Source organism: Streptomyces sp. SID11385 (genome assembly GCF_010548245.1).
Taxonomy (GTDB): Bacteria; Actinomycetota; Actinomycetes; order Streptomycetales; family Streptomycetaceae; genus Streptomyces.
The window spans coordinates 1-25,304 of sequence record NZ_JAAGLR010001087.1 but is presented as its reverse complement, the minus strand read 5'-3'; the positions used below and the strand labels follow the sequence as shown (position 1 = coordinate 25,304).

The following is a 25,304-nucleotide window of genomic DNA, read 5'->3' as shown; positions in this document are numbered from 1 at the left end:
CACGCGGCCACCCCGACCCCGCCGTGCGCGAAGCCGGGCCTGCGCACGTAGGCGTCGACCCCGCCGACCGGGAGCGCGGGCGCGCCGTCGAAGCGCACGTCGGGCGTGTCGGAGCCCGCCATCCCGAGCGCGGGCCAGGTGCCGGGGGCGGGGGCGTACGTGGCGGGGGCGGGCTCGTGTGTACCGGGCTCGTGGGTGCCCGCGCCGGGCTCGTGCGTGCCCGGGTCCGCCTCGGTACCCCGGTCGAGGCGGACCGCGAAGAGCCGTTGCCCCTCCTCCGTGCGGGCGGTGACGAGGGCGTGGGTGCAGGAGTGCGCCCCGGAGGCGTACTGCTTGAGGCCGGTGAGCGTCCAGGCGTCCGCCGTCGCGTCGTACGTCGCCCGTACGCCCTCGCCGGGCGGTTCGGCGGCCCACACGCCCCAGCGCTGACCCGGCGCGGGCGGCGGCCCGGCCAGTTCGGCGAGGATCGCGAGCGCGTCGGTGTGGCCCTCGACGAGGCGGGCCACGGCGAGATCCTCCTCGGCGACCCCGCGCAGCGCGGCGAAGCGCAGTCCGGTCGCCCCGCTGCCGGGCAGCGGGAAGCGGAGCTTGCCCTCCTCGATCTGTTCCACGGCGGCGGCGAAGCGGGCGGCGACGTCGGCGCGCGCGGAGGCGGCGGCGAAATCGCCCGGCTGGGGGACGCCCGCGTCACCCGGCGGGAGGACACCACTGCCTTCCGGCGGCTCGGGGGCGGGCGGCGAGGGATGCGTCATGGGGAAGTCCTGTTCGGTGGGGGCGGTGCGGGGCCGGGACACCATGGGTGCCCGTGCGGCGGCTTTTCATGCCTGGGGCGACCGGTCCGGACGCCGGCCCCCGCGCGCCTCCCGACCCGCGCATCCCGCAGCTCCGGGCCCGCGCGCCCCTGCCCCGCCGCCCTCGGCCCGCTCACCTCCCGACCTCCCGCGGCACCTCGCTCACCAGTGCCCGCAGCAGTTGCCTGGTCTCGGCGAGCAGCTCACCGGCCGGGACGGCGCCCGTGCCGGAGAGCCCGCGGAAGGAGGCGTCCAGCGCCTCGTACGCGACGCGCACCTCTTCCGGGACCGCTCGCGGCTCCAGGACGTACGGGGCGCTCGGCTCCCGTCGCGCGAGTGCCTCGTACTCCCGCTCGCACAGCACCGCGAGCGTCTCGGCGAGCCGCGCCCAGTCGGCGAAGAAGTCGTTGCCGGGCGAGCGCAGCGGGTTGTCGCCCTGCCCGAGGGTCGCGAGGGTGCGGGTGACGGCGCGCAGGTGGTCGACGGCGGCGGACCAGCGGGCGTCGAGCGCGGGCGGCGGCTGCGCGGACCGGGCGCGGCGCAGCCGCAGGCCCGGGTTGAGCCGGGAACTCTCCTCGGCGTGCCGCCGCGCGTCCCGCACATACCGCAGCGTCTCCTCGACGCGGCGCGCCTCGTCGTGCCAGTCCAGCGCCTGCTCCGCCGTCCACTCCCCCTTTACGCCCTGCGCGAGGTCGCGCAGCAGTCGCCCCGTGTCGCGGGGCAGTCTCAGGAGCTGGTCGCCCGCGTTGCGCAGATGCACCGGGGGCAGCACGAAGGCGTTGACGGCGATGCCGATGACGGCGCCGATGCCGGTCTCCAGGAGGCGGTGGCCGATCTCGGCCGAGCTCGTGGAGGTCGCCGTGATGACGAAGAGCGCGGTCGTCGCCCCGTAGATCCCCTGCGTGCCGAGCCTGCGGTACGTGCCGACGAGGACGAGCGGCGGCAGCGCGAGGGCCATGGCGGCGAGGGTGTCGCCGCGCGTGAGGGAGAGCGCGGCGGCGGCGGTGAGGGTGCCGAGGAGGATGACGGCGAGTTGCCGGAGCCCGGCGCGCAGCGAGCGGTAGACGGTGGCGTCGACGAGCGCGAGCGCGGTCCACGGGGCGAGCAGCGCCATGGGGGCCTGGAGCCACCACCCGGCGAGCGCCCAGGCGGCGATCGCGGCGCCCGCCGCCTTGAGCGACTGCACGACGGAGTCGCGCTCGGGCCCCGGCTGACGGAGCACGGTCCGTACGGTCGCGACGACGGCCGCCGTCTCCTTGCGGGCCCAACGCCCCGTGTCCCTCGGCCCCACGGGCGCCTCCTCGTGTGCGGTGAATCCGTGGGTACCCCGTCACAGAGCGCTCACGCGAAAGGCGCGCGCGGGAGCGGGCGGAAAGGCGCGCACATGGGGAAGGCCGTCGGGGCGCGCACGGAGGACGGAGGCCCGGGACGGGAGAAAGGGCGGGTACGGGTACGGCCGGAATTCGGTGCGGTGTGACGGGAGAACAGACCGGCGGCCGAACGGCGGCCGTAGACGTCAGCGGCGGCCGATGCCGTCCTGTCGCGCACGGCACTGTCGCCGTGCGCTCCGTCTCACCGGCGAGCACCCCCGCTCGCCCGCCACTCCGGCGCGTCCGGTTCCTCGTGAAACTCCAGCAGATGCTGCCCGGTGTGCCGCGCGAGTGCGTCTCTGACCTGCGCCGGGGTGATGTGGAAGAACTCCCTGCGCGTATTGACCCTGTTGACGCGGCTGCTCTCGAACTCTCGGTGCAGTGACCGTTCCAGACCCACCGCATCGTCGCTGTAGATGAGCGCGTGCACGTCGAAGCGGAACGGGACGGAGGCGTCGCCGAGTTCGTGCACGCGGTCCATGGGATCGAGTCGGCGCGTGAGGCCGATCTTGACCATCGAGGCACCGAAGGCGCCGATGTTGGAGATGACGTACACGTACCCGGCGCGCGTATTGGCCTCGCGGCGATTGATCGCCTCTTCCTCGGCATCGATGCCGGCCAGTTTGCCCTCCAGCTCCGCGATCCCGGCCGCGTCCGTCTGTCCCACCGCACGCGCCCGCGCGAGGGCAAGGACGAGCCGATTGCGTTCCTTGTCGATCCGGGCCCGCTCCCGTGCGATGTCGCGCTCCAGACGCTCCTCCTCGCGCTGCCTGGCACGCTCCTCACGACGTCGTTCCCGCTCCTCGTCGACCTTCGCCAAGTGGTCGGCCGTCAGCTCCAGTTCACGCACCCGCAAACGGTGGTACTCATCGGTCACCTGGATACGCATGGTCTTGCCGAGCCTGGCGATCGTCGCGCGGGACTTGGCGAGGCGGTCGATGTGCGAGTCGAGGCGGTGCGGACGCATGCCACGTACGGCAGCGTCCGCCTCGGCGTTGTAGGCGCGCAGCATCAGTTTGGAGAAGTCCCGCACCATCCTGCGCCCTTCGGCGGCAGAGCCGTTGACGGTCCACTCGGTGACGCCCGTGACGGCCCGACCGTTTCTCGTGAGGGTCTTGTACCGATCTTTGAGACGGTCCAGTTCGCCCTTGTACGCGACGGCGTCGGCGAGCGGGTGCCGGTATTCGTAGAGCCCGGCTTCCTGGAGAAGGGCGAGATCATCTGTGACCACCAGGGCGCTGCGGGCCGTTGCGAGCCGTCGCTCAGCCTCCTCGGCCTCGGCCGTCGACCGCCGTGCGCTGTCCCGGCTCTCGCGCACTTCCCGTTCTGCGCGCTCCGCCGCTGCGGCGACCTTCGCGTCGAGCAGGGCACCGATCCGGGCGAGTTCATCGGCTTGCTCGTCGTGCGCGCGCCGGATGCGCGCCGTCTCGCGTACGAACCGGGCCGTGTCCGCCCCCGCGAGAGCCTCCAGTTCCGCGGCCAGCCTGGTGTTCTCGGCCCGCAGTCGCTCCGCCTCCGCCTCGCGCTCCCCCAGCTCTTCCAGCAGTTGCCCCGCTTCGGCTTCGGCCTCCCGTCGCCGACGGCCGAAGAACCGGCCGCTCCCACCGGCGGGGCGTGCCTGCTGCGACGGGACGGGCGCGGGAACGGCGGCTGAGGACTGTGGGGCCACGGGCGCGCCGGCGGCCACCGGCGGCGCGACCGCAGGCGCGCCGACCACCGACGGTGCGGGGGCCGGGGCCGGAGGGACGGCAGCAGACGGCGGTACGGCCGCGGGCGCCATGGCAGGCTCGCCACCGGGTGCCCAAGCCGCAGGCATCCCCGCTCGGGGCGACCCCAGCACTCCGGCTGCCGGCGTCGGGGCTCCACCGTGGCCGGCCGCGAACTGCGCCCCGTACCACTGACGCCAGCGGGCGAGCCGGTCGGCGAACGCGGCGCCGTCGCGCTTGTCCATGTGCTTGAACTGGAAGATGCCCCCTCCCGCGTAGAGCACGAGGGTGCCGTGCGTGAGCCCGCCGGACCAGCGCGTGTCCGCGATGTCCCCGAGGGGGTACGAGACGAGCCCGTGCCGAGGGCGGAAGAGCACGCGGTGGTCCGTGAGAGCGAGGACACCGGGAACACTGCCGTCGTGGTGCGCCTCGGCCAGGGCCTGCACGGTCTCCTCGCCGGTCAGTACTTCGGGGAGGGCACGGACGCATTCGCGGGCGGGAGGCGTAAGGCTCCGGAGCGCGGCCGCTGCCGCGTCGACGTCGGGCCGGGAAGGGTGCGGAGACACGCGGTTTCGCTTTCTCTCATACGGGACCGCTGCGCACGGCACAGCCACCGACTCGCCCGGCACGCGGTCTTCGCATGATATTGCCGAAAGCTTCACTTCGCTGGACTTTCACATCACCCAACTCCCGTGCCCCTCAAACCAGATCCCGCCCCACCGTCTCCCTCCAGTTCCGCGAGAACACCCGTTCCCCGCCCTCGTAGGCGTCGAGGGTGGCGTGGACGTGGAAGTGGTGCGTGTCGCAGGTGAGGGTGGTGGTGGTTTCGGTGCGGGTGTCCCAGTCGCCGCGGGAGAAGCGCATCGTCCAGGCGGAGTGGCCGCGTGGCGAGGTGAAGTCGTCGGCGGTCCAGTCGTAGCGCTCGACGGCGCGGCGGCCGACGTCGAGGGCGATGTCGGTGTAGTGCGTGGTGCCGCTGTCCTTCACGATGTCGAGGGCCGCGTGGTAGTCGACGAGGTCGCGCGAGACGCGCCAGGACTGCTCGGGCGGGACGCGCTGTTCCGTCGCGAGGGGGCGCACCGCCTCCGGCTCGCCGAAGGCGATGCCCTCGTCGGGGGTCCGCACGGGGCGTACCGGCAGCGTCAGGGTGCTCGCCCGCGCCTTCACCGCGAGCATGACCGGCTCGGGCGGGGGCCAGGCGAGGGGCCAGTAGGAGGTGGAGAGGGACAGGCGCAGGCGGTGGCCCGCCGGGAACGCCTGCGCGATCCCGTTGAGCCGGACCGTGGCACGGTACGTACGCCCCGGCTCCAGCGGTTCGGGGTCGCCGCCCTCGCGGTGGGTGAGGTTCAGGATGCCGTACGAGACCCGCGTCGAGGCGCCGCCGGGGGCCACGTCCGAGAGCCGCGCCGCCACCTGCGCGACGGGCCGGTCCACGGTGAACTCCAGCTCGACGGTCGGGGCCCCCAGGATCTCCAGGCGTTCCGCGAGGACCGCGCTGTCGAAGACGAGCGAGCCGCCGTCCTCCTCGCGCTGGTCGTAGGGCAGGTCCGGGGGCGCGTTGTACGAGGCCCACTTGCCCGCGTACTGGCCGACCGAGAGCGGCGAGGAGACGGTGAGCCAGTCGCCGGGCGCCCCGTCCGCGGCCTCCGCCTCCTCGATGCGGTGCGCCGTCAACGGGTGGACGCGCGGCTCCACTTGGGGCGACGGAAGGCTCGGCTCACCGACCCAGCGGCCCGGCCGTTCCTCGTAGGACGTCGACGGCGGGGCGCTCTCCTGCATCCAGGACTTCAGCATCGGCCCGTCCATGACGCCGTTCTCCTCGCCCTTGAGCCAGTGGTCCCACCAGCGCACCACCTCCTGGAGGTAGCCGATCGCCGGGCCCGGCTCGCCGAGGTGCGGGAACTTGTGCGACCACGGCCCGACGAGGCCCTTGCGGGGCACGTCGAGGTGTTCGAGGAGCCGCGTGACGGCGTTGGAGTAGCCGTCCGCCCAGCCGCTCGACGCGAGCACGGGCACCCGTACGGCGCCGTAGTCCTCGCACACCGAGGCGTGCCGCCAGTAGGCGTCGCGGCGCTGGTGGCGCAGCCACTCGACGACCCACGGGCCGCTCGCCGCCAGGCGCTCGTGCCACATGTCGCGCCACCGCTCCCCCACGACCGCCGGGTCGGGCGGACACGTCGCGTAGGCGAACATCGTGCCCGCCTCGGCGAGGTTGTCCGAGAGCATCGCGCCGCCCATGTAGTGCATGTCGTCGTCGTAGCGGTCGTCGGTGAAGGAGGCGAGGACGACGGCGCGCAGGCTCGGCGGGCGGCGGGCGGCGGTCTGGAGCGCGGCGAAGGCGCCCCAGGAGATGCCCATCATGCCGGTCGCGCCGTCGCACCACGGCTGCTCGGCGAGCCAGGCGAGCACCTCCTCGGCGTCGCGCTGCTCCTGCTCCAGGTACTCGTCGAGGAGCACGCCCTCGGAGTCCCCCGTACCGCGCAGGTCCAGGCGCACGCAGGCGTAGCCGTGACCGGCGAGGTACGGGTGGTGCATCGAGTCGCGTACGGAGCTCAAGTCCCGCTTGCGGTACGGGATCGCCTCAAGGACGGCGGGTACGGGCTCCGTGTCGGAGGAGACGGGCCGCCAGACGTGCGCCGAGAGCCGGACGCCGTCCGGCATCGGGATGAGGACGTGCTCCTCTTCCTTGACGGAGTGCGGGAGTTGGCTGACGTAACGCATAAGTCCCTTCCGTTACGGGGCGCTTCGGCGGTTTCGCGGCTGCGGGGCCGCCTCAGACGTCCTCGATCTCGAAGCGCAGCCCCCGTACCGCGCGGTCGTACTTGGCCTCCAGCTCCTTGTCGCTGTCGGCCCCGACGTACAGGTGCGCCAGTTCGGCCGAGTAGCTGTCCTGCCCCGGCATCTCGGAGAGCCGTACGCCCTCGTCCGGCACGATCACGACCTTGACGCCCGGGACCTCGCGCTCGACCTCCGCGATCTCCTCGGCGGTCGGCACGCGGTGCACGATCCCGTCGCGGAACCGGCGGTAGTACCACTTCGCGCCGTACTCGTACGTTCCGTGCCCCTGCCGTACGCGGGGGTCGCGGCCGAGCGCGAGGCTCAGCATGCGGTGGTGGTTGGGGACGCCGTCGACGTGCGCGAACATCTCCGCGTGCGACTGCGAGTGGCGCGGGTTGATCTCCAGGACCTTCACGTCGCCGGTCTCGGGGTCGTAGAAGAACTCGATGCTGAACGTGGCCGAGTCGAGACCGGTGCGCTCCATGACGCGCCGCGAGATGCCCACGACGCGCCGCGTCGTCTCCTCCGGCAGGTCCGCCGGGTACTGGTGGCGCAGGAAGCAGGCGCTGTTGGGGTACGTGTGCGAGTCGAGCACCCCGTAGACGACCACCTCGCCGTCGTGCACGTACCCCTCGGCCGCGACCTGCACCCCCGTCAGCGCCTCCTCGGCGAGGCAGGCGGCGCCACCGGCCTCGGCGATCTCCGGCGGGAGGTCGATGCCCTCCATGAGCCGCGAGAACGGCTCGCCCATGCGACCTATCCCCGCGCGTATCTCCTCGACGGCCTTGCGGAACTCCGCCTCGTCCTTGACCCCGAAGGCCAGCTCCGAGGAGTACGACTTGACCGGCTTGAGCCACATCGGGAACGAGACGCCCTCGGGCGGGCGCGGGTCCGTCTCGTCCAGGTCCACGAGCCCGAACCCGGGCACGGCCTCCGGCGCGGCCTCGCGCTGGAGGAGCCGGCTCCAGTACTTGTGCTCGCAGCGCACGATCGACTCGACGCTCGTCGCCCGCAGCCCGCGCTCGGCGCACAGCAGCGGCACGAGCGCGCTCACCGGGAAGTCCCAGTACCCCACCACGGCGTCCACGTGCCCGTCGAACGCGTCGAGCGTGGCCCGCGCCTGACGCAGCAGACCGTCGAAGTCGATCTCGCCTTCCTGGAGTTCGGCCACCGAGAGCAGCGGATGGAAGGTGATCTGCTCGGCGCCGGGAACCTCGCGAAGCGTTTCGAGGTTGTCGTCGTCGAGCCCGACGACGAAGACGTCGAGCTGCTGCGTTTCGCGGCCTTCACGGGTTTCGCTCACAGATTCTCCCAATGGATCGATGTCGGGGGTTCGGCGCGAGTACCCGGGGGGTGGGGAGGCAAACGGAGCGGGGCCGGGTCTCGGCCAGGTCGGCGCGACACGCTCGCGCTCCGTCGCGGCGGTTACCATGGCTCGCGCCGTTCGCGCAGGTGGCGGGGAGGTTCGACGGTGGCAACGATCAGGGATGTGGCCCAGCACGCCGGGGTGGCACCGAGCACCGTCTCGTACGTCCTGAGCGGTTCACGCTCCATCTCGGAGGAGACCAGGACCCGCGTACGCGAGGCGATCGACGTGCTCGGCTACCACCCGCGCGCCTCCGCGCGGACGCTGCGGGCCGGGCGGACGCGCGTCATCGCGCTCGCCGTGCCGCGTGCGGCGGGGCTCCAGCGCTCGGTGGACGGCCGCTTCGCGATCGACGTGAGCGACGCGGCCAACCTGCTCGGCTACGACCTGCTGCTGAGCACGTCACAGGACAAGGCGGAGGGCGTGCGGCGCGTCGCGCTCAGCGGCCTCGCCGACGCGGCCGTGCTCATGGCGGTCGACATGGAGGACAGCCGCATCGACGTCGTCCGCGAACTCGCCTTCCCCGCCGCCCTCATCGGCCGCCCCGCCGACGAGGCCGCGCTGCCGTGGACGGACCTGGACTGGGAGGCCGCGGCGGCCCTCGCGGTCCGCACCCTCGCCGCCGCGGGGCACCGTACCCTCGTCTACCTGGGCCCCACCCGCAGCGAGTTCGCCGGGCGCCGCAGTTACGCGCTGCGCGGGCGGGCGGGCGCCCGGGCGGGGGCGGAGGAGACGCGGCGGCCGGTGCGGGTCCTGGAGACCCCGGACGACGGGCCGCGCCTGGCCCACCGGCTCCGCGAGGCGATCGGCACGGGTCCCGGGTGCGCCACCGCCCTGATCGTCCAGCACCCCTCCGCCGACCACGTCCTCAGCGCCCTGACGGCCCTCGGACTCCACGTACCGGAGGACCTCGCCGTCCTCGTCCTCGGCTCCCTCCCCGACGACCCCACGGCCCGCCGCCTCCCCCGCGTCGATCTCCCGGTCCACACCCTCGCCTCCGAGGTCACCCGCCTCGCCGCCCACGCCACGACACTCCCCGGCACCACCCCCGCACCCCACCTCCTGGTGCCCCCGCTGCTGAGCGGCGCGGACCGGCTCCGGGGCACACGGGACCACGGGACCACCTGAGCGGCACCTGAGCGAAGGCGCCCCGGGGGCAGAGACGAAGACATCCTGGCCCGCGAGCGGAAGGCGTTCTGGTCAGCGAGGCGGACGGCGTCCTGACCCCGGCACGGACCGCGGGCTCCGTCCCACCCCTTGTCGGAGGACCCTCCGCGTCCTACGATCACCGCGTCACATCATCGAATCGATTCGACGATGGACGGGACGCCGCCTCGCCTGGCGCCCCCTTCGCACCGGTCCACCTCTCACACTCCCGTCGTCCCGCCCGCGTTCCGCCACTGTCGAATCGATTCGACACCTCGCTCAGCCGCCGCCTCCCTCCGCCCCTACACAGCCGTAGACCGAACGGAGCCCACCCGCCATGCCACCCCTCCGCCGCAGCAGGCCAGGGGACGTCGCCGTGGTCCTCGCGACCGCGCTCGCCGCCACCGTCGCCCTCGCCGGATGCTCGACCGGGCCGGACGACGACACCCTCACGGTGCTCAACTCCGCGACCGACAGCCACGAGCACGCCCAGAACCAGCGCTTCTTCGACCGCTGCGCCAAACCGCTCGGCGTCAAGGTCCAGCAGACCAGCGTCCCCGCCGACCAGGTCAGTTCGAAGGCGCTGCGCATGGCCTCCTCGCACTCGCTCACCGACATCCTGGAACTCGACGGTTCCGAGGTGCCGCAGTTCGCCGACACGGGTGGGCTGGTGCCGCTGCGGGAGGCTGGGGTGGCGACGGACGGGCTCTCCGATTCGGCCGTCACGATGGGGAGCTTCAAGGGCACCCAGTACGGCATCGCCCGCTCGGTCAACTCGCTCGCCCTCATCTACAACGTGGACCTCCTCAAGAAGGCCGGCGTCGAGCCGCCCCGCACCTGGGACGAGCTGAAGGCGACGGCGAAGCGGCTCACCCGCGGCAGAACCTACGGCATGGCGTTCAGCGCGACCCCGGACGCGGACGGCGTCTACCAGTTCCTGCCGTTCTTCTGGACCGCGGGCGGGAACGAGGCCCACCTGGACGACGGCAAGGGCGCCCCCGCCCTCCAGCTGTGGAAGGACCTCGTGACCGCGAAGTCCGCCTCCAGCGCCGTCGTCACCTGGAACCAGCAGGACGTCAACGACCAGTTCCTCGCGGGCCGGGCCGCCATGATGATCAACGGCCCCTGGCAGGTGCCCGTGCTCGACGCGCACAAGGACCTGCACTGGGCGGTCGCCCAGATACCCGTGCCCGAGGCAGGCCAGTCCGCGCAGCCGCCCATCGGAGGCACCGTCATGACCCTGCCCAGAACCGGGCACACGGACCGGCAGCGCACCGCCGCCAAGATCCTCGACTGCCTCAACGAGCAGCGCAACCAGATCGACTGGGGCGAGTCCGTCAACAACGTGCCGACGATGCGCGCGGCGGCCGAGCAGTACAAGAAGCAGAACCCGAAGCTCGCCGCCTTCGCCGACGAGGTCGCGACCGCCCGCTCCCGCACGACCCGGGTCGGCGCCTCCTGGCCCGTCGTCTCCGACGCGCTCTCCGGCGCCTTCCAGTCCGTACTGACCGGGAAGTCCAGCCCGGCAGCCGCTCTCAAGCAGGCCCAGTCGCGGGCCACTTCGGGGAAGTGAGCACGCCATGGCACTGACCGCGGCCCCCGGCACCTCCGTCACACAGGCCCCCGCCACGCACGGCCCCAGTCACCGGCGCGGCGCCCGCGCGGCCCTGCTGCGCTGGTGCTTCGTCCTTCCCGCCGTGCTCTACATGCTGGCCTTCTTCGGCTACCCGCTCGTCCGCAACGTCGTGATGAGCTTCCAGCACTACACGCCCCGGACCTTCTTCACCGGCGAGGCCCCGTTCAACGGCCTCGACAACTGGCGGGCAGTCTTCGACAACCCGCTCTTCACCGACTCGCTCGGCCACACGCTCCTGTTCGTCCTCGGCTCCCTGCTCGGGCAGTTCGTCCTCGGCCTCGCGCTCGCGGTCTTCTTCTCGCGCCGTTTCCGCCTCGCCGGACCCGTACGGGCCCTGCTGCTCCTGCCGTGGCTCGTACCGATGGTCGTCTCGGCCGTCGTGTGGCGCAAACTCCTCGACCAGGACACCGGCGTCGTCAACACCCTCCTGACGAACCTGCACCTCATCGACTCGCCCGTGCACTGGCTCAGCAGCCCCGGCGTCGCGCTCACCTCCGCCGTCCTCGTGAACATCTGGATCGGCATCCCCTTCAACATGGTGATCCTCTACGGGGGACTCCAGGAGATCCCGCGCGAGCTGTACGAGGCCGCCGCGCTCGACGGCGCGGGCGCCTGGCGCACCTTCCGCTCCGTGACGCTGCCGATGCTGCGGCCCGTCGTGACCGTCGTCCTCGTCCTCGGGTTCATGTCGACGGTCAAGATCCTCGACCTGATCCTCGCCCTCACCGGCGGCGGCCCGGCCGACTCCACGCAGACCCTCGGCACCGTCACCTACCAGCTCTCCTTCCAGCAACTCGACTTCGGGCAGGGAGCCGTCGTCGGCAACGTCCTCATCCTGATCAGCGCCGTCTTCGCCGTCCTCTACCTGCGCGCCAACCGTTCCGACTTCGGACAGGGGAAGTGAGCCGCATGACCGCACCCGCCACACCGACGGGCGGCCCCGCCGCCCCCGCGCCCACGCGGCGCTCCCCCTACGCCCCCACCGCGGCCGAGCCCACGGGCCGCCGCCTGCGCCGCGCGGGCAACACCCTCGTCGCGCTGCTCATCCTCGTGGTGCTGCTCTTCCCGCTCTACTGGATGGTCAACATCGCCCTCCAGCCCGGCGAGGGGCTCGCCTCGACGAGCTGGCTGCCCACCTCGCCCGGCTGGGGCAACTTCAGCCGCGCGCTGAGCAGCCAGGGCGACTCGCTCGTGACGAGCCTGCTCGTCGCGCTCGGCGCCGTCGTCGTCTGCCTCGCCCTCGCCGCGCCCGCCGCGTACGGGCTCGCGCAGCTCGGCCTGCGCGGCGCGCGCACCGTCGTCTTCGGCACGCTCATCACGCAGATGGTCCCTGGCATCGTCATCGCGAACGCCCTCTACAGCGCCTACGTCGACCTCGGCCTCACCAACTCCCTCCCCGGCCTGATCCTCGCGGACGCCTCGCTCGGCCTGCCCTTCTCGATCGTGCTCCTGCGCTCCTTCATGGTCTCGGTGCCGCGCGAGGTCGTCGAGGCCGCGATGGTCGACGGCGCGAACCGCTTCACGGCCTTCGTCCGCGTCGTCCTGCCCATGAGCCGCAACGCCCTCATCACCGCCGGTCTCTTCACCTTCCTCTTCGCCTGGTCCGACTTCATGTTCGCGCTCACGCTCAACACCACGGACGCCGTCAAACCCATCACGCTGAGCATGTACGAGTACATCGGCGCCCACGTCAGCGACTGGGGCGCGGTCATGGCGACCGCCGTCGTCTCCGCCGTGCCCGCCGCCGTCCTCCTCGTCCTCGCGCAGAAGTACGTGGCGGCGGGGATCACCGGCGGCTCGGTGAAGTAGGACCCGCACCCGCGAGGCTCCGGCCCGGCCCGTTCCCGCATCGAAAGGCAGGCATGAGTACCACCCCCTCCCGCACCACCCCCTACCCCACCTTCCCCCCCGGCTTCCGCTTCGGCGCCGCCACCGCCGCCTACCAGATCGAGGGGGGCCACGACGAGGACGGGCGCGGCCCCTCGATCTGGGACACCTTCAGCCACACACCGGGCCGCACCCAGGACGGCGCGACCGGTGACGTCGCCTGCGACCACTACCACCGGTGGCCCGAGGACATCGCGCTGCTCGCGGGGCTCGGCGTCGACGCCTACCGCTTCTCGGTCGCGTGGTCGCGCGTCCTGCCGCAGGGCACGGGGGCCGTGAACGCGAAGGGGCTCGACTTCTACGACCGGCTGACGGACGCGCTGCTCGCCGCCGGGATCTCGCCGACCGTCACGCTCTACCACTGGGACCTCCCGCAGGCCCTGGAGGACCGGGGCGGCTGGCGCGAGCGCGCGACCGCCGAGCACTTCGCCGCGTACGCCGCCGTCGTGGCCGAGCGGCTCGGGGACCGCGTCGGCGGCTGGATCACGCTCAACGAGCCGTACTGCACCGCCTTCAACGGGTACGCGGAGGGCCGTCACGCCCCGGGCGCGCGCGAGGGCGCCGGCGCCCTCGCCGCGGCCCACCACCTGCTCCTCGCGCACGGCCTCGGCACCGAGGCGCTGCGCGCGGCGGGAGCGCGCGAGGTCGGCATCACCCTCAATCTCGACCGGATCGAGGCAGCCGGCGACCGTCCCGACGACCTGGCCGCGCTGCGCCGCGCGAGAACTCTGCACAACGACGTGTGGACGGACCCGCTCTTCGCGGGGCGCTATCCGGAGCACGAGCACGAGACCTGGGGCCCGCTCGCCGACGCCCTCGCCGGTCTCCGCCGCGAGGACGACCTCCGCGTCATCGGCGCCCCGCTCGACTTCCTCGGCCTCAACTACTACCGCCCGCTCACCGTCCGCGCGGCGCCGCATCACGAGAGCGAGCCGCGCCTGCGCACCGCCGTCGACATCGGTGTCGCGGAGACGGACCCTTACGGCACCAGGCACACGACGATGGGCTGGCCCGTCGTCCCGGCGGCGCTCCCCGCCCTGCTGCGTGAACTGGCAGCGAGCCACCCGCGGTTGCCACCGCTGTGGATCACCGAGAACGGCTCGGCCGAGGCCGATTCCGTCGCGCCGGACGGCGCCGTCCACGACGCGGACCGCGTCCGCTACCTCGATACGCACCTGACCGCGCTCGCGGACGCGATCGCCGAAGGCGCGGACGTGCGGGCGTACTACGCGTGGTCGTTGCTCGACAACTTCGAGTGGGCGCGCGGGTACGAGCAGCGCTTCGGCCTCGTCCGCGTCGACTACGCGAACGGCGAGCGGCTCCCCAAGGACAGCTACCACTGGTACGCGGGCCTGCTCGCCCACCACCGGGCCACCCGGACCGACCACCGCGCCACCACGCCCCACCAGGAGTACTCCGCATGAAGTTCACCGACGGCTACTGGCAGGTCCGCCCCGGCGTGACCCTGCGGCACGCCACCACCGTCGCCGACGTCCAGGCCGGTCCCGGACGGCTGACCGCGTACGCCGCCACGGGGCGCGGGACGACGCGGGGCGCGACGCTCAACAGCCCCTTGCTGACGGTGGAGTTGTGGTCCCCGGCCGAGGGTGTGATCGGCGTGCGGCTCACCCACCACGCGGGCCGCCTGCGCCGCGGTCCGGATTTCACCCTCGCCGAGCCGGTCCCGGGGGCGGGGCGCACGCGTCACGAGGACGGCGTCGCCGAACTCGTCTCCGGGCCGCTCACCGCCCGCCTCGATACAACTCCCGGCGCCCCGTGGGGCATCGACTTCCTCGACGCGGACGGAGGCGTGCTCACCTCGCTCGGCCCCCGCGGCCTCGGTTTCGCGACGGACGCGGACGGCCGGCACTTCACGCTCGCCCGGCTCGCGCTCGGCGTGGGCGAGCAGGTCTACGGGCTCGGCGAGCGCTTCACCCCCTTCACGCGCAACGGCCAGACCGTGGACCTGTGGCAGGCGGACGGCGGCACGAGCAGTGAACAGGCTTACAAAAACGTCCCGTTCCACCTGAGCAGCAAGGGCTACGGCGTCTTCGTCAACCACCCGGGGCTCGTCTCGTACGAGATCGGCTCGGAATCGGTCGGGCAGACGCAGTTCAGCGTCGAGGACCAGAGCCTGGAGTTCTTCGTACTCGCCGGTCCCGCGCCCAAGCAGGCCGTCGGCCGCTACACGGCGCTCACCGGGCGCCCCGCGCTGCCGCCCGCCTGGTCGTTCGGGCTGTGGCTCTCGACGTCCTTCACGACCTCGTACGACGAGGAGACCGTGACGCGCTTCGTGGAGGGCATGGCCGAGCGGGGCATCCCGCTCTCCGTCTTCCACTTCGACTGCTTCTGGATGCGCGGCTACCAGTGGTGCGACTTCACGTGGGACCCGGCGGTCTTCCCCGAGCCCGAGGCGATGCTGCGGCGGCTGAAGGAACGGCACGGGCTGCGGATCTGCGTGTGGATCAACCCGTACATCGCGCAGAAGTCCCCGCTCTTCGCCGAGGGCATGGAGCGCGGCTACCTGCTGCGCACGGTGGACGGCGACGTGTGGCAGTGGGACCAGTGGCAGGCCGGAATGGGGCTCGTGGACTTCACGAACCCCGAGGCACGCCTGTGGTACCAGGGGCACCTGCGGGTGCTGCTCGACCAGGGCGTGGACTGCTTCAAGACGGACTTCGGCGAGCGCGTGCCGACCGAGGGCGTCGCCTGGCACGACGGCTCCGACCCCGCCCGGACGCACAACCTGTACACGCAGCTCTACAACGAGGCCGTCTTCGACCTGCTGCGCGAGGAGCGCGGTGAGCACGAGGCCGTGCTCTTCGCCCGCTCGGCGACAACGGGCGGTCAGCGCCTGCCCGTTCACTGGGGCGGGGACTGCGAGTCGACCTTCGAGGCCATGGCGGAGTCGCTGCGCGGCGGTCTCTCGCTCGGTCTGTCGGGCTTCGGTTTCTGGAGCCACGACATAGGCGGCTTCGAGGGCAGGCCCTCGCCCGAACTCTTCACCCGCTGGGTGCAGTTCGGCCTGCTCTCCTCGCACAGCAGGCTGCACGGCTCGACGTCGTACCGGGTGCCGTGGGACTACGGCACGGAGGCGGTCGAGGTGACCCGCGCGTTCACGCGGCTCAAGCACCGCCTCATGCCGTACCTCTACCGCGCGGCGCTCCAGGCGCACGCGGAGGGCGTTCCCGTGATGCGGGCGATGCTCCTCGAATTCCCCGACGACCCCGCCTGCCGGACCCTGGACCGGCAGTACATGCTCGGCGACGACCTCCTCGTCGCGCCCGTCCTCGCCCCGGACGGCTCCGTCGAGTACTACGTCCCCGAGGGCACTTGGACGCACCTGCTGACCGGTGAGGAGGTCACCGGTCCGGGCTGGCGCCACGAACGGCACCCGCTGGACACGCTGCCGCTCCTGGCCCGGCCCGGCTCCGTACTGCCGCTCGCCGCGTCCGAGGAGGGCCCCGTCTCGGACTGGACCGACGACGTGACGCTCCGGGTCCACCCGGGGACCGCCGGGACGGTCCTCGCGATCCCCCGCCCGGACGGCACGGGCACCGCGGCGACGTTCACCGTCCGCCGCGCCTCGGACGGCCTGGAGATCACGACCGACAGCGAGCGGCCGTGGCGCGTCGAGATACCGGGCCATCGCCTACGGGCCGGTGCGGCCGGTACGACGGAGACGGGCGAGGGCGGGCTGCGCTGCGCGGCCGGGACGACGCGGGTGCGCGTGGAGGCGGTGAGGGACTGAGCGGTACCGCGCGGGTGCGCCTGGGCGCGGTGAGGGACTGAGCGGTACGGCGCCGGGACGGACCCTCCGGCTCTCCCGGCGCCGCCCGACCGGCGCCACCGCCCTCACCCGCGCCCGCGCTTCGGCTCGGGACCGGGGCCGGTCGCGGGGAACGGCCCCGTCCCCACCGGGAACCGTGCTGTGCTGGTCACCCCTACCCGCGAGGTGACCCCGTGCCGCTCACCCCCGCCGCCATCCGCCCCGCCGTCGCCGCCTACCTCGCCCGCCACCCCGGGGAGCGCCCGGCCCTCTCCGGCCTCCTCGCGCTCCTCGCGGAGGACTCGGGCGAGCGCCACCCCGCCGCCCGTACCACCCTCCCGGGCCACATCACGTGCGCCGCCGTCGTGATCGACCGCGCCCGGCGCGTCCTCCACGTCCACCACCGCGCCTCGGGCCTCACCCTCACCCCGGGCGGCCACGCCGAACCCGGCGACCCCAGTCTCCTCGCCGTCGCCGTGCGGGAGGTGGGCGAGGAAACCGGCCTGGGCGCACGGCGGTTGTGCCTGACCCCGGTCGCGCTCGACGCGCCCTTCGACATCGACGTGCACACGGTCGAAGCGCGCCCCGAGAAGGGCGAACCGGCGCACGAGCACTACGACTTCCGCTTCCTCTTCTACCTCGCCGACGAGACCCCGCCCGCCCTCACGCTCCAGGAGGAGGAGGTCGCGGGTGCCGTCTGGCTGCCGTTCCCCGCGGTCGGCTCCACCACCCTCCGCCCCAAACTCCTCGCGGCAGAGGACGAGTTGGACGGCGTTCCGCGGCCGCTCAACGTCTCCGTCCTCCTGCACGACGGGCACGGCCGCTACCTGCTCCATCTGCGGGACATGCGCGAAGGCATCTGGGAGCCGGGCGCGTTCGCGCTCCTGGGCGGCGGGTGGGAGCCGGGGGACGAGGGGCCCGAGGCCACGCTGCGGCGCGAGTTGGCCGAGGAGGTGCCGGGGCTCGTGCCGTCCGGGCTGTCCCCGTACGAGGACCAGTACGAGACGAGCCCGGACGGCCTGAGCCTCCCCGTCCGGGTCTACGAGGGGACGTGGCGCGGGTCGGCGCAGAGCGTGGACCTGCGCGAAGGCGTCCTCGTGCACTGGTTCGCCCCCGGGGACCTGGACCGGCTGCGGCTCACTCCCGGTCTGGCCGAGCTGATCCGGCGGCACGCGGCGGGCTCAGCCGGCGCCACAGGAACGTGTACGCCAGCGCGCTGTTGAACGCTGCCTGCCCGTTGTCACTCCCGCCCCCGTGGCCGCCGCCCGGGCTCTCGTACAGCAGGACGGAGTGGCCGAGTTCCCGCATCCGCGCGGCGAACTTGCGGGCGTGGCCGGGGTGGACGCGGTCGTCGCGGGTGGAGGTGCGCAGCAGGAGGGGCGGGTAGGCGCGGTCCGCGGCGAGGCGGTGGTACGGGGAGAGGGCGCGCAGGTGGGGGCGGTCCGCCTCGTCCTCCGGGTCCCCGTACTCCGCCGTCCAGGAGGCGCCCGCGAGGAGCCGGTGGTAGCGGAGCATGTCGAGCAGCGGGATCTCGGCGACTATCGCGCCGAAGAGTTCGGGGTACCGGGTGAGCATCGCGCCCATCAGGAGGCCGCCGTTGCTGCCGCCCAGCGCGCCGAGCATCGCGGGCGTGGTGATGCCGCGGGCGACGAGGTCGGCGGCGACGGCGGCGAAGTCCTCGTAGGCGCGCGGCCGTTCGGCCTTCAGCGCGGCACGGTGCCAGCCGGGCCCGTACTCGCCGCCGCCCCGGATGTTCGCGACGACGCGCGTGCCGCCGCGCTCCAGCCACGCCCGGCCGCTCACGGCCCCGTACGTCGGGGTGAGGGAGACCTCGAAGCCGCCATAGCCGTACAGGAGTGTGGGCCCGGGGCCGCGCGTCTCGTGGTCGGGGCCCGTCACGAAGTACGGGACGCGCGTGCCGTCCCGCGAGGTCGCGAAGTACTGCCGTACGGCGAGCCCTTCGGCGTCGAAGCGGGCAGGGGCGCGCTTGAGGACGGCGGCGGGGGCGCCGATCCGGCCGTGGGAGAGCGTGGAGGGCTGGAGGAAGCCCTCCACGTCGAGGTCGTAGGCGTCGTCGGTGTCGGGGTCCGTGTTCATGACGGCGGCGTCGGAGAGCGGCGGTACGGCGGTGAGCGGCGCGCGGGTCCAGGGGCCCTCGGGCGTCGGCGTGAGCACCTCGACGCGGGTGCTGACGTCGCGCATCGTCGTCAGGAGCAGATGGTGGCGGGTCCACGCCTGGCCGACGAGGGCCGTGCGGGCGTCCGGCGCGAAGAGGACGCGGGCGGTGCGGTCGCCCGCGAGGAAGGCGTCGAAGCCGAAGGCGAGGAGTGCGCCCGCCGGGTGCCCGAGCCAGTCGCTCCTGAGCGTCACGAGCAGGTGCTCGCGGTGCGCGTACGCCGTGGCGTCGTCGGGGACCTCGATCTTGACGAGCGTGTCGCCGGGGGTGAGGAGGTACGACTCGCTGGTGAAGAAGTCGATCGCCCGCCCGACGAAGTCCCGTGCGAAGCCCGGCGTGTGGTCGTGCCACCCCCAGGCCACGATGTCGCTCCGCTCCGCCTCGTACACGACGACGGCTTCGCCCAGCGGTGTCCCGCGCCGCCACCGGCGTACCGTGCGCGCGTACCCGGAGTCGGTCAGCGAGCCGCCCGCGAGCCCCGTGCCGACGAGAACGGTGTCCTCGTCGATCCATCCGATACGGGTCTTGGCCTCGGCGACGCGGAAGCCGTCCTGCACGAACTCTCGTTTCGTGAGGTCGAATTCGCGCACTTCGACGGCGTCGCCCCCGCCGCGCGACAACCGCACGAGCGCCCGTTCCCGGTCGGGCTCGCGCACGACGGCGCCTGCCCACACCCAGTCGACGCCCTCGGCCCCGGCGAGCGCGTCGATGTCGAGCAGGACCTCCCAGGCGGGCGCGTCCTCGCCGTACTGCTCGGTGGAGGTGCGCCGCCACACCCCGCGCACGTGGTCGGCGTCCCGCCAGAAGTTGTACCGCCGGTCGCCTCGTCGCGTCGTGTAGGGGATGCGGTCGCTCGCGTCGAGCACTTCGCGCAGGCGCGCTTCGAGCGTGGCGAAGCCGGGGTCCGCCGCGAGTTCGGCTTCAGCCTCGGCGTTCCGCTCGCCCACCCACGCGAGAGCGGCCTCGCCCTCGACGTCTTCCAGCCACAGATTCGGGTCGTCGTCAGTCACCCCCGTATTCTCCCGCCCCGGCCACTTGTGACAGCGCTGTGACCGGAACTATGGCCTCCGTCACAGGCGGGGGACATACCTGCTGATCAGATGACCGGATGCACAGACGCACGCCGCTCCGCGCGGCCCCCGCCCGTACGCTCCCGCTCGCGACGGCCCTCGCCGCGACCGCCCTGCTGCTCACGGCTCTCGCGGCCTGCGGGACGGAGGAGGCGGGAGACGCCGCGAGGGGCGCGGCCTCGGCGTCCACCCGTACGCCCCTCGACGACCCCGGCAAGGACGGCGTACGCGTCACCTCCCTGACCCTGCCGAACGCCTCTCCCTCCCCCACCCCCTCCCGGCGCTACTCCGTCACAGCGGACAAGCTCGACCTCGGCGGGGACTCCGGCATCAGTGCCGCGTACGAGATCACCAACAGCGGTACGGAAAACTTCACTTACACGGTCGGCGTCACGTTCACGAGCGGCGACGGCGGGGCCATGGGCGGCGGGACCGCCACCGTGCGCGACGTCGCCCCGGGGAAGACCGTGCGGGGCTCGGTACGGGCAGGCGCGCTGCCGCCGACCACGCCCCGGATCACGGGGGCGAAGGTGAGCGAGGTCGCCAAGGTCCCCGCCGCCGAGGCGCAGGCCGCCCCGGGCACCTGCCCCTCCTCCGGCGTCCGGGTCAGCACCGACAAGGGCGACGCGGCGATGGGCCTGCGCGTCGTGGGCCTGCACCTCGACAACTGCGGCACGCACGACTACCAGGTCGAGGGCTACCCCGTCCTGCAACTCCTGGACAACTCCCGCGAGCCGATCGAGAGCGTCGCGATCCTCCGCGGCAGCCGGCAGATCACCACCGGCATCACGGGCGACGGGCCCCCGCGCCCCGTCACCCTCAAGCCCGGCGAGTCGGCGACGGCCAGCCTGGTCTGGCGCAACACCACAGACCTCGGCACCCCGGTGACGGCGCCCTACGCCCGCGTCCGCGCCAAGACGGGAGCGGCGCCGGTGATGCTCCCCGAGCACATCGACCTCGGTACGACGGGCAAGCTCGGCGTGACGCCGTGGGCGAAGCCGGAGCACTGAGCCGCCCGTTCCGGCCGGTCGAGCCGCCTGGTGCGGAGGGGGCGGGGCGACGTCCCGGCGGAGCGGGGGCTTCGCCCGGAGCGGGGTGACGCGCGGCCGGGCGCGGGGACTTTCCCCCCGGGGCGGCGGGAATTCGCGTTCCGGCCCCTCCCCCGTTCGCCGCGCGCGGGATACGGTCACCGTGCCTCATCATGACAACGTTGTCCGAGGGCCGGGGCCGGCCAGGCTCCCCACCCCGGGCACCGCGCCGAAAGGGAAAGCGCCATGCGCACGCCCCGTACGACCACCCGCGAACCGGCGCCACCCGCCCGTGAACCGGCACCGCCCGCCCGGCGCCGGGGCGCGGGCCTCCTCCTCGCCGCCGTGACCTCGCTCGGCCTCGTCGCCGCGAGCGTCCCGGCCGCCGAGGCCCACGCCCGTCCCGCGCCGGCCCGCGCCGCGAGCGCCTACGACTCCGTCGATCCGTTCATCGGCACGAAGCTCGACACGACGCAGAACAAGGGCAACAGCGCCTACGGCAACACCTGGCCGGGTGCCGCGCTGCCCTTCGGCATGGTTCAGTCGAGCCCGACGACGTACCGCACCTCGGACGGCGACCAGAAGGGCGGCTACGAGTACACGGCCGACAAGCTGCGCGGCTTCGGCATGACGCGCCTGTCGGGCACGGGCTGCGAAGGCCGGTTCAGCGCCTTCGACTTCCCCGTCCTGCCGTACACGGGCGCCCTCCCGGACAGCGGCCTGCCGCGCAGTCCCGCCGCCGACATCACCTCGTACTACCTCGACTACGACCACGCCGCCGAGGACGCCGCGCCCGGTTACTACCGCGCGGGGCTCGGCAACGGCGTGACCGCCGAGCTGACGGCGACGACGCGGTCGGCCGTGAGCCGGTACGCCTTCCCGCGCGACGGCGACAGCGCGACGCTGCTGCTCGACGTGGCCGGCTCCAACAACAAGGTCTACGACAGCCACGTCAGCGTCTCCGGGCGGACGGTGAGCGGCTGGGTCGAGGCCGCCTCGGTGTGCGAGGGCGGCGGCCACTACCGCGCGTACTTCTCCACCACCTTCGACAAGCCTTTCACCGCGCACGGTACGTGGGCGGGCGACAGCGTCACGCCCGGCGCGGACAGCGCGGACGGCGGCGACCGGAAGCACGGCGCGGGCGCCTGGCTCACCTTCGCGCGCGGCACGAAGGTCACCTCGCACACCGGGCTGAGCTACGTCGACGTGGACGGCGCCGCGGCCAACGTACGGGCCGAGAGCGCCGGACAGTCCTTCGACGCCGTCCGCGCCGGGGCCCGCCGCGCCTGGGAGCGCAACCTCGGGACCATCCGGACCGAGGGCGGTACGGCGGCGGAGCGGACGAAGTTCTACACGGCCCTGTACCACGCGCAGTTGCACCCCAACGTCACCGACGACGTCTCGGGCCGCTACCCCGGCTACGACGGCAAGGTGCACACGGTCGCGCGCGGCCACCACGTCTACACGACGTACTCCGGCTGGGACACCTACCGCGGGCAGGCGCAGTTGCTCGCGCTGCTCTTCCCGAAGATCGGCGACGACGTCAACCAGTCGCTCGTGGACATGGTCGAGCAGACCGGCACCTGGCCCAACTGGCCGCACCTGAACCAGGCGCAGCAGAAGATGACCGGGGACTCGCTCCAGGCGGTGCTCTCCGCGATCGACGCCTTCGGCAGCACGCACTACGACCGCGAGGGCGCGCTGCGCTCGATGGTGCAGACGCAGTCGCTCCCCGCCACGAACACGCGGCGCACGGCGGCGCTCCAGTACTTCGGCACGGGTTTCGTGGAGAACGCGAAGGGCGACTCGGCGACCTCGAAGACGCTGGAGTACGCGATCGACGACTTCGCGATCGCCCAACTGGCCGGACGACTGGGCGAGAGGGACACCGAGAGCCGGTTCATGGCGCGCGCGCAGAACTGGCGCAACGTCTTCGACCCGGTCACCCAGGAGATACGGCCGCGCTCGCGGAACGGTTTCGACCGGGCCTTCGATCTCGGCCAGCGCGGCAACCAGTTCGACCAGGCGACCGGTTACCAGTACGGCTGGATGGTGCCGCAGAACGTCGGCGGGCTCATCGCCGCACGCGGCGGCGAGGCGAAGGTGAGTGCCGAACTCGACGAGCACCTGAGCCAGTTGGACGCGGGGGTGTACGGCACGAAGGGCGCCTACCTCTCCAACCAGCCGAGCTTCTCCACCCCGTACGTCTACAACTGGCTGCGCCAGCCCGCGAAGACGGGCGACACACTGCGGCGCGCGACGAGCGAGATGTACGGCACGGGCCCCGACGGCCTGCCGGGCAACGACGACCTCGGCGCGCTCTCCGCCTGGTACGTGTGGGCCAACCTCGGTCTCAGCCCCACCATTTACGGCACCGCGAACCTGGTCCTGAGCGCCCCGCTGTTCGACAAGGTGACGATCCGCAGCCAGGACAGCGCGCGCACGCTGCGCCTCACCGCGCCGGGCACGACGGGCGACCGCCCGTACGTGTCCTCCCTCAAGGTCAACGGCCGTACGAGCACGGCGAGCTGGGTCGGCGAGGACTTCGCGCGACGCGGCGGGACGCTCGACTTCACGATGGCCGCGAAGCCGGGCGCCTGGGGCACGAAGGCCGGTGACGTACCGCCGTCGTACGACGCGGGCTCCGACGCGCGCAACGACGTCGGGACGACGGCGGACGGCGCGACGTCGGCGGGTTCGCTCGACCTGAGCGACAATTCCCTGTCCCGCGAGCGCCTTTCGGCGGCGGGCGCGGCTCCCGGGGCGCAGATCCCGCTGGGCGACACGGGCGTGACCTTCACCTGGCCGCGCACCGCCCCCGGCGAGCCGGACAACTGGATCCCGCACGGCCAGCGGATCGCTCTCGGCGGCCCCCGGGGCACGGCGGCGACCGGGATCTCCTTCCTCGGCCTCGCCACGAACGGCCCGGCCCAGGGCACGGCGCGCGTCGAGTACACGGACGGCACCACGCAGGATGTCACCCTGGCACTCACCGACTGGACCCCCGGCACCGACTACCGCTTCGGCAATGTGCCGCTCGTGGAGACGACGGGCCGCAACCGCGCGGACGGCACCGCCGACACGACCCGCACGGTCGTCTTCGGCACGGCCCCCGAAGCGCTCGACCCGGCGAAGCGCGTGAAGGCCGTGGTCCTGCCCCAGGGCAGCGACAAGGGCGTCCTGCACGTCTTCGACGCCGCCCTCACCACCAAGCCCCTCCCGACGACGGAGGACTGACCCGCCCCACGGCCGAGAACCACCCGGCCCGGCCCCGCACCGCGCGGGGCCGGGCCGGTCCTACGCCACCGCGCGCAGGCTCGTGAGCAGGGCGAGCGGGGTGGCCGCCGCCCAGGCCTGCGGGCTGCACGCGTGGGGGTAGGGGACCGGGCGCGGGTGCAGGGAGCGGTCGTACCCGGCCAGCACCTCCGGGAGGCGCCCGCCGTGGTGGGCGGCGGTCTCCGCGAGTGCCGCCGTGAGGGTGCGCACGGCCTCCCGCATCCCGTAGCGGGCGAGGCCGAGGGCGATGACCGCGTTGTCGTGCGGCCAGGCGCTGCCCCGGTGGTAGGAGAGCGGGTGGTGGGCGGGCTGGCCCGTGGCGAGCGTGCGCACCGCCCAGCCGGAGAAGAAGTCGGGCTCCAGCAGGCGGGCGCCGACGCGGCGGGCGCGGTCCTCGTCGAGGATGCCCGACCACAGCAGGTGGCCCGCGTCCGAGGCGAGGCCGTCGACCTGGCGGCCCTTTCCGTCCAGGGCGAGCGCGGGGAAGTCCTGCTCGGTGAGCCAGAAGTCGCGGGCGAAGCGCTCGCGCAGCGCCGCCGCCGTCTCCTCCAGACGCAGGGCGTAGGCGGGGTCGTCCCAGTGCTCCCTGGCGAGCCGGGCGGTGCGCAGCAGCGCGTCGTAGGCGTAGCCCTGGGCCTCCACGACGGCGACCGGGCCCTCGGCCTGGGTGCCGTCGCGGAAGCAGATCGCCCCGGCCGAGTCCTTCCAGTTCTGGTTGACGAGGCCGTCCGGGTCGGGCTGGTAGACGAGGTAGCCGTGCGCGTCGAGTCCGCCGTCGCCGTGCATCCAGTCCACGGCGGCGCGCGCGTGCCGTTGCAGCTCGCGGGCGGGACCCGGGTCGCCGGTCGTCTCGGTGTAGGCGCCGAGCAGCGCGAGGAAGAGCGGGGTGGCGTCCACCGAGCCGTAGTAGCGCCCGTAGGGCACCTGGCGGAAGTGCGCGAGTTCGCCGTGGCGCACCTCGTGCACGATGCGGCCCGGTTCCTCGCCGCGCTCCGCGTCGTAGCCGGTGCCCTGGAGGGCGGCGAGCGCCCGCAGGGTCGCGGCGGCGGTCGCGGGGCGGTAGGGCAGGACGAAGAACGAGGTGAGCAGCGAGTCGCGGCCGAAGAGGGTGAGGAACCAGGGCACCCCGGCGGCCGGGACCGACAGTTCCTCACCCGCCGGGCCGTGCGCCGTGACGCGCAGCCGGTCGAGGTCGTCGAGCCCGCGCAGGCACGCCTCGGCGAGTCCCGGGGGCGCCTGCGGCGGCACCGGCAGGCTCCGGTCACCGGCGTTCGCACGGGAGCGTGCGGCGAGTGCGGCGGGGTC

15 protein-coding genes and 1 pseudogene are annotated in these 25,304 nt (G+C 73.2%); 9 read left to right on the top strand and 7 right to left on the bottom strand.

Translation table 11 applies throughout. The features are described from left to right. The 5 genes and pseudogenes from G3I42_RS33320 to G3I42_RS33300 all read right to left on the bottom strand — a co-directional run. A pseudogene (locus tag G3I42_RS33320) lies at window positions 1-752 on the bottom strand (acyl-CoA dehydrogenase); the annotation flags it as partial. A gap of 172 nt (window positions 753-924) precedes the next feature. Next, the gene (locus tag G3I42_RS33315; RefSeq protein WP_164291403.1) at window positions 925-2,082 is read right to left on the bottom strand and encodes an aromatic acid exporter family protein; all 1,158 of its coding nucleotides are present in this window, start codon (window positions 2,080-2,082) and stop codon (window positions 925-927) included. Window positions 2,083-2,363: 281 nt separating this feature from the next. Continuing rightward, window positions 2,364-4,313 (bottom strand): DUF4041 domain-containing protein, encoded by a 1,950-nt coding sequence (locus G3I42_RS33310; RefSeq protein WP_343244735.1) that lies wholly within the window; start codon window positions 4,311-4,313, stop codon window positions 2,364-2,366. Window positions 4,314-4,566: 253 nt separating this feature from the next. Then, on the bottom strand, window positions 4,567-6,588 hold the full coding sequence (locus G3I42_RS33305; RefSeq protein ID WP_164291402.1) for a CocE/NonD family hydrolase: 2,022 nt from the start codon (window positions 6,586-6,588) through the stop codon (window positions 4,567-4,569). 52 nt (window positions 6,589-6,640) lie between these two features. Then, window positions 6,641-7,948 carry an ATP-grasp domain-containing protein gene (locus G3I42_RS33300; RefSeq protein WP_164291401.1) on the bottom strand — a complete coding sequence of 436 codons (1,308 nt, stop codon included), beginning with the start codon at window positions 7,946-7,948 and terminating at the stop codon, window positions 6,641-6,643. Between the two features lie 168 nt (window positions 7,949-8,116). On the opposite strand from G3I42_RS33300, the gene G3I42_RS33295 reads away from it, so the two are divergent. The 7 genes from G3I42_RS33295 to G3I42_RS38545 all read left to right on the top strand — a co-directional run bounded on the left by G3I42_RS33295 (window position 8,117) and on the right by G3I42_RS38545 (window position 17,672). Continuing rightward, window positions 8,117-9,139 carry a LacI family DNA-binding transcriptional regulator gene (locus tag G3I42_RS33295; RefSeq protein WP_343244734.1) on the top strand — a complete coding sequence of 341 codons (1,023 nt, stop codon included), beginning with the start codon at window positions 8,117-8,119 and terminating at the stop codon, window positions 9,137-9,139. Window positions 9,140-9,494: 355 nt separating this feature from the next. Next, a complete protein-coding gene (locus G3I42_RS33290; protein WP_164291399.1) occupies window positions 9,495-10,730 on the top strand; it encodes an extracellular solute-binding protein in 1,236 nt (411 codons plus the stop codon). 7 nt (window positions 10,731-10,737) lie between these two features. Continuing rightward, window positions 10,738-11,697, top strand: coding sequence for a sugar ABC transporter permease (locus G3I42_RS33285; RefSeq protein WP_164291398.1), 960 nt, complete (start codon window positions 10,738-10,740; stop codon window positions 11,695-11,697). Window positions 11,698-11,702: 5 nt separating this feature from the next. Further along, window positions 11,703-12,602 carry a carbohydrate ABC transporter permease gene (locus tag G3I42_RS33280; protein ID WP_164291397.1) on the top strand — a complete coding sequence of 300 codons (900 nt, stop codon included), beginning with the start codon at window positions 11,703-11,705 and terminating at the stop codon, window positions 12,600-12,602. 53 nt (window positions 12,603-12,655) lie between these two features. Then, entirely contained in the window at window positions 12,656-14,104 is a 1,449-nt protein-coding gene (locus G3I42_RS33275; RefSeq protein ID WP_164291396.1) for a GH1 family beta-glucosidase, read from the top strand. Continuing rightward, a complete protein-coding gene (yicI, locus tag G3I42_RS33270; RefSeq protein WP_164291395.1) occupies window positions 14,101-16,431 on the top strand; it encodes an alpha-xylosidase in 2,331 nt (776 codons plus the stop codon). The genes G3I42_RS33275 and yicI overlap by 4 nt, the downstream gene beginning before the upstream one ends. A 212-nt stretch (window positions 16,432-16,643) precedes the next feature. Further along, the gene (locus tag G3I42_RS38545) at window positions 16,644-17,672 is read left to right on the top strand and encodes an NUDIX domain-containing protein (RefSeq protein WP_164291394.1); all 1,029 of its coding nucleotides are present in this window, start codon (window positions 16,644-16,646) and stop codon (window positions 17,670-17,672) included. Here the strand turns inward: G3I42_RS38545 and G3I42_RS33260 are convergent. Continuing rightward, entirely contained in the window at window positions 17,587-19,635 is a 2,049-nt protein-coding gene (locus G3I42_RS33260; RefSeq protein ID WP_164291393.1) for a prolyl oligopeptidase family serine peptidase, read from the bottom strand. The genes G3I42_RS38545 and G3I42_RS33260 overlap by 86 nt on opposite strands. Before the next feature lie 98 nt (window positions 19,636-19,733). On the opposite strand from G3I42_RS33260, the gene G3I42_RS33255 reads away from it, so the two are divergent. Both G3I42_RS33255 and G3I42_RS33250 read left to right on the top strand, forming a co-directional pair. After that, complete coding sequence (locus tag G3I42_RS33255) at window positions 19,734-20,705, top strand: DUF4232 domain-containing protein (RefSeq protein ID WP_164291392.1); 972 nt, start codon at window positions 19,734-19,736, stop codon at window positions 20,703-20,705. A 264-nt stretch (window positions 20,706-20,969) separates the two neighbouring features. Continuing rightward, window positions 20,970-23,960 carry a GH92 family glycosyl hydrolase gene (locus G3I42_RS33250; RefSeq protein ID WP_164291391.1) on the top strand — a complete coding sequence of 997 codons (2,991 nt, stop codon included), beginning with the start codon at window positions 20,970-20,972 and terminating at the stop codon, window positions 23,958-23,960. Between the two features lie 60 nt (window positions 23,961-24,020). Here the strand turns inward: G3I42_RS33250 and G3I42_RS33245 are convergent. Beyond that, window positions 24,021-25,304, bottom strand: a 1,284-nt coding sequence (locus G3I42_RS33245; protein WP_239096843.1) for an aminotransferase, incomplete at its 5' end; no start/stop codon positions are given.

Excerpts from the sequence above, each read along its gene's own strand:
- G3I42_RS33305 (WP_164291402.1), bottom strand. The coding sequence starts at position 6,588 with ATGCGTTACGTCAGCCAACTCCCGCACTCCGTCAAGGAAGAGGAGCAC.
- G3I42_RS33290 (WP_164291399.1), top strand. The coding sequence starts at position 9,495 with ATGCCACCCCTCCGCCGCAGCAGGCCAGGGGACGTCGCCGTGGTCCTC.
- G3I42_RS33285 (WP_164291398.1), top strand. The coding sequence starts at position 10,738 with ATGGCACTGACCGCGGCCCCCGGCACCTCCGTCACACAGGCCCCCGCC.
- G3I42_RS33280 (WP_164291397.1), top strand. The coding sequence starts at position 11,703 with ATGACCGCACCCGCCACACCGACGGGCGGCCCCGCCGCCCCCGCGCCC.
- G3I42_RS33275 (WP_164291396.1), top strand. The coding sequence starts at position 12,656 with ATGAGTACCACCCCCTCCCGCACCACCCCCTACCCCACCTTCCCCCCC.
- yicI (WP_164291395.1), top strand. The coding sequence starts at position 14,101 with ATGAAGTTCACCGACGGCTACTGGCAGGTCCGCCCCGGCGTGACCCTG.
- G3I42_RS33255 (WP_164291392.1), top strand. The coding sequence starts at position 19,734 with ATGCACAGACGCACGCCGCTCCGCGCGGCCCCCGCCCGTACGCTCCCG.
- G3I42_RS33250 (WP_164291391.1), top strand. The coding sequence starts at position 20,970 with ATGCGCACGCCCCGTACGACCACCCGCGAACCGGCGCCACCCGCCCGT.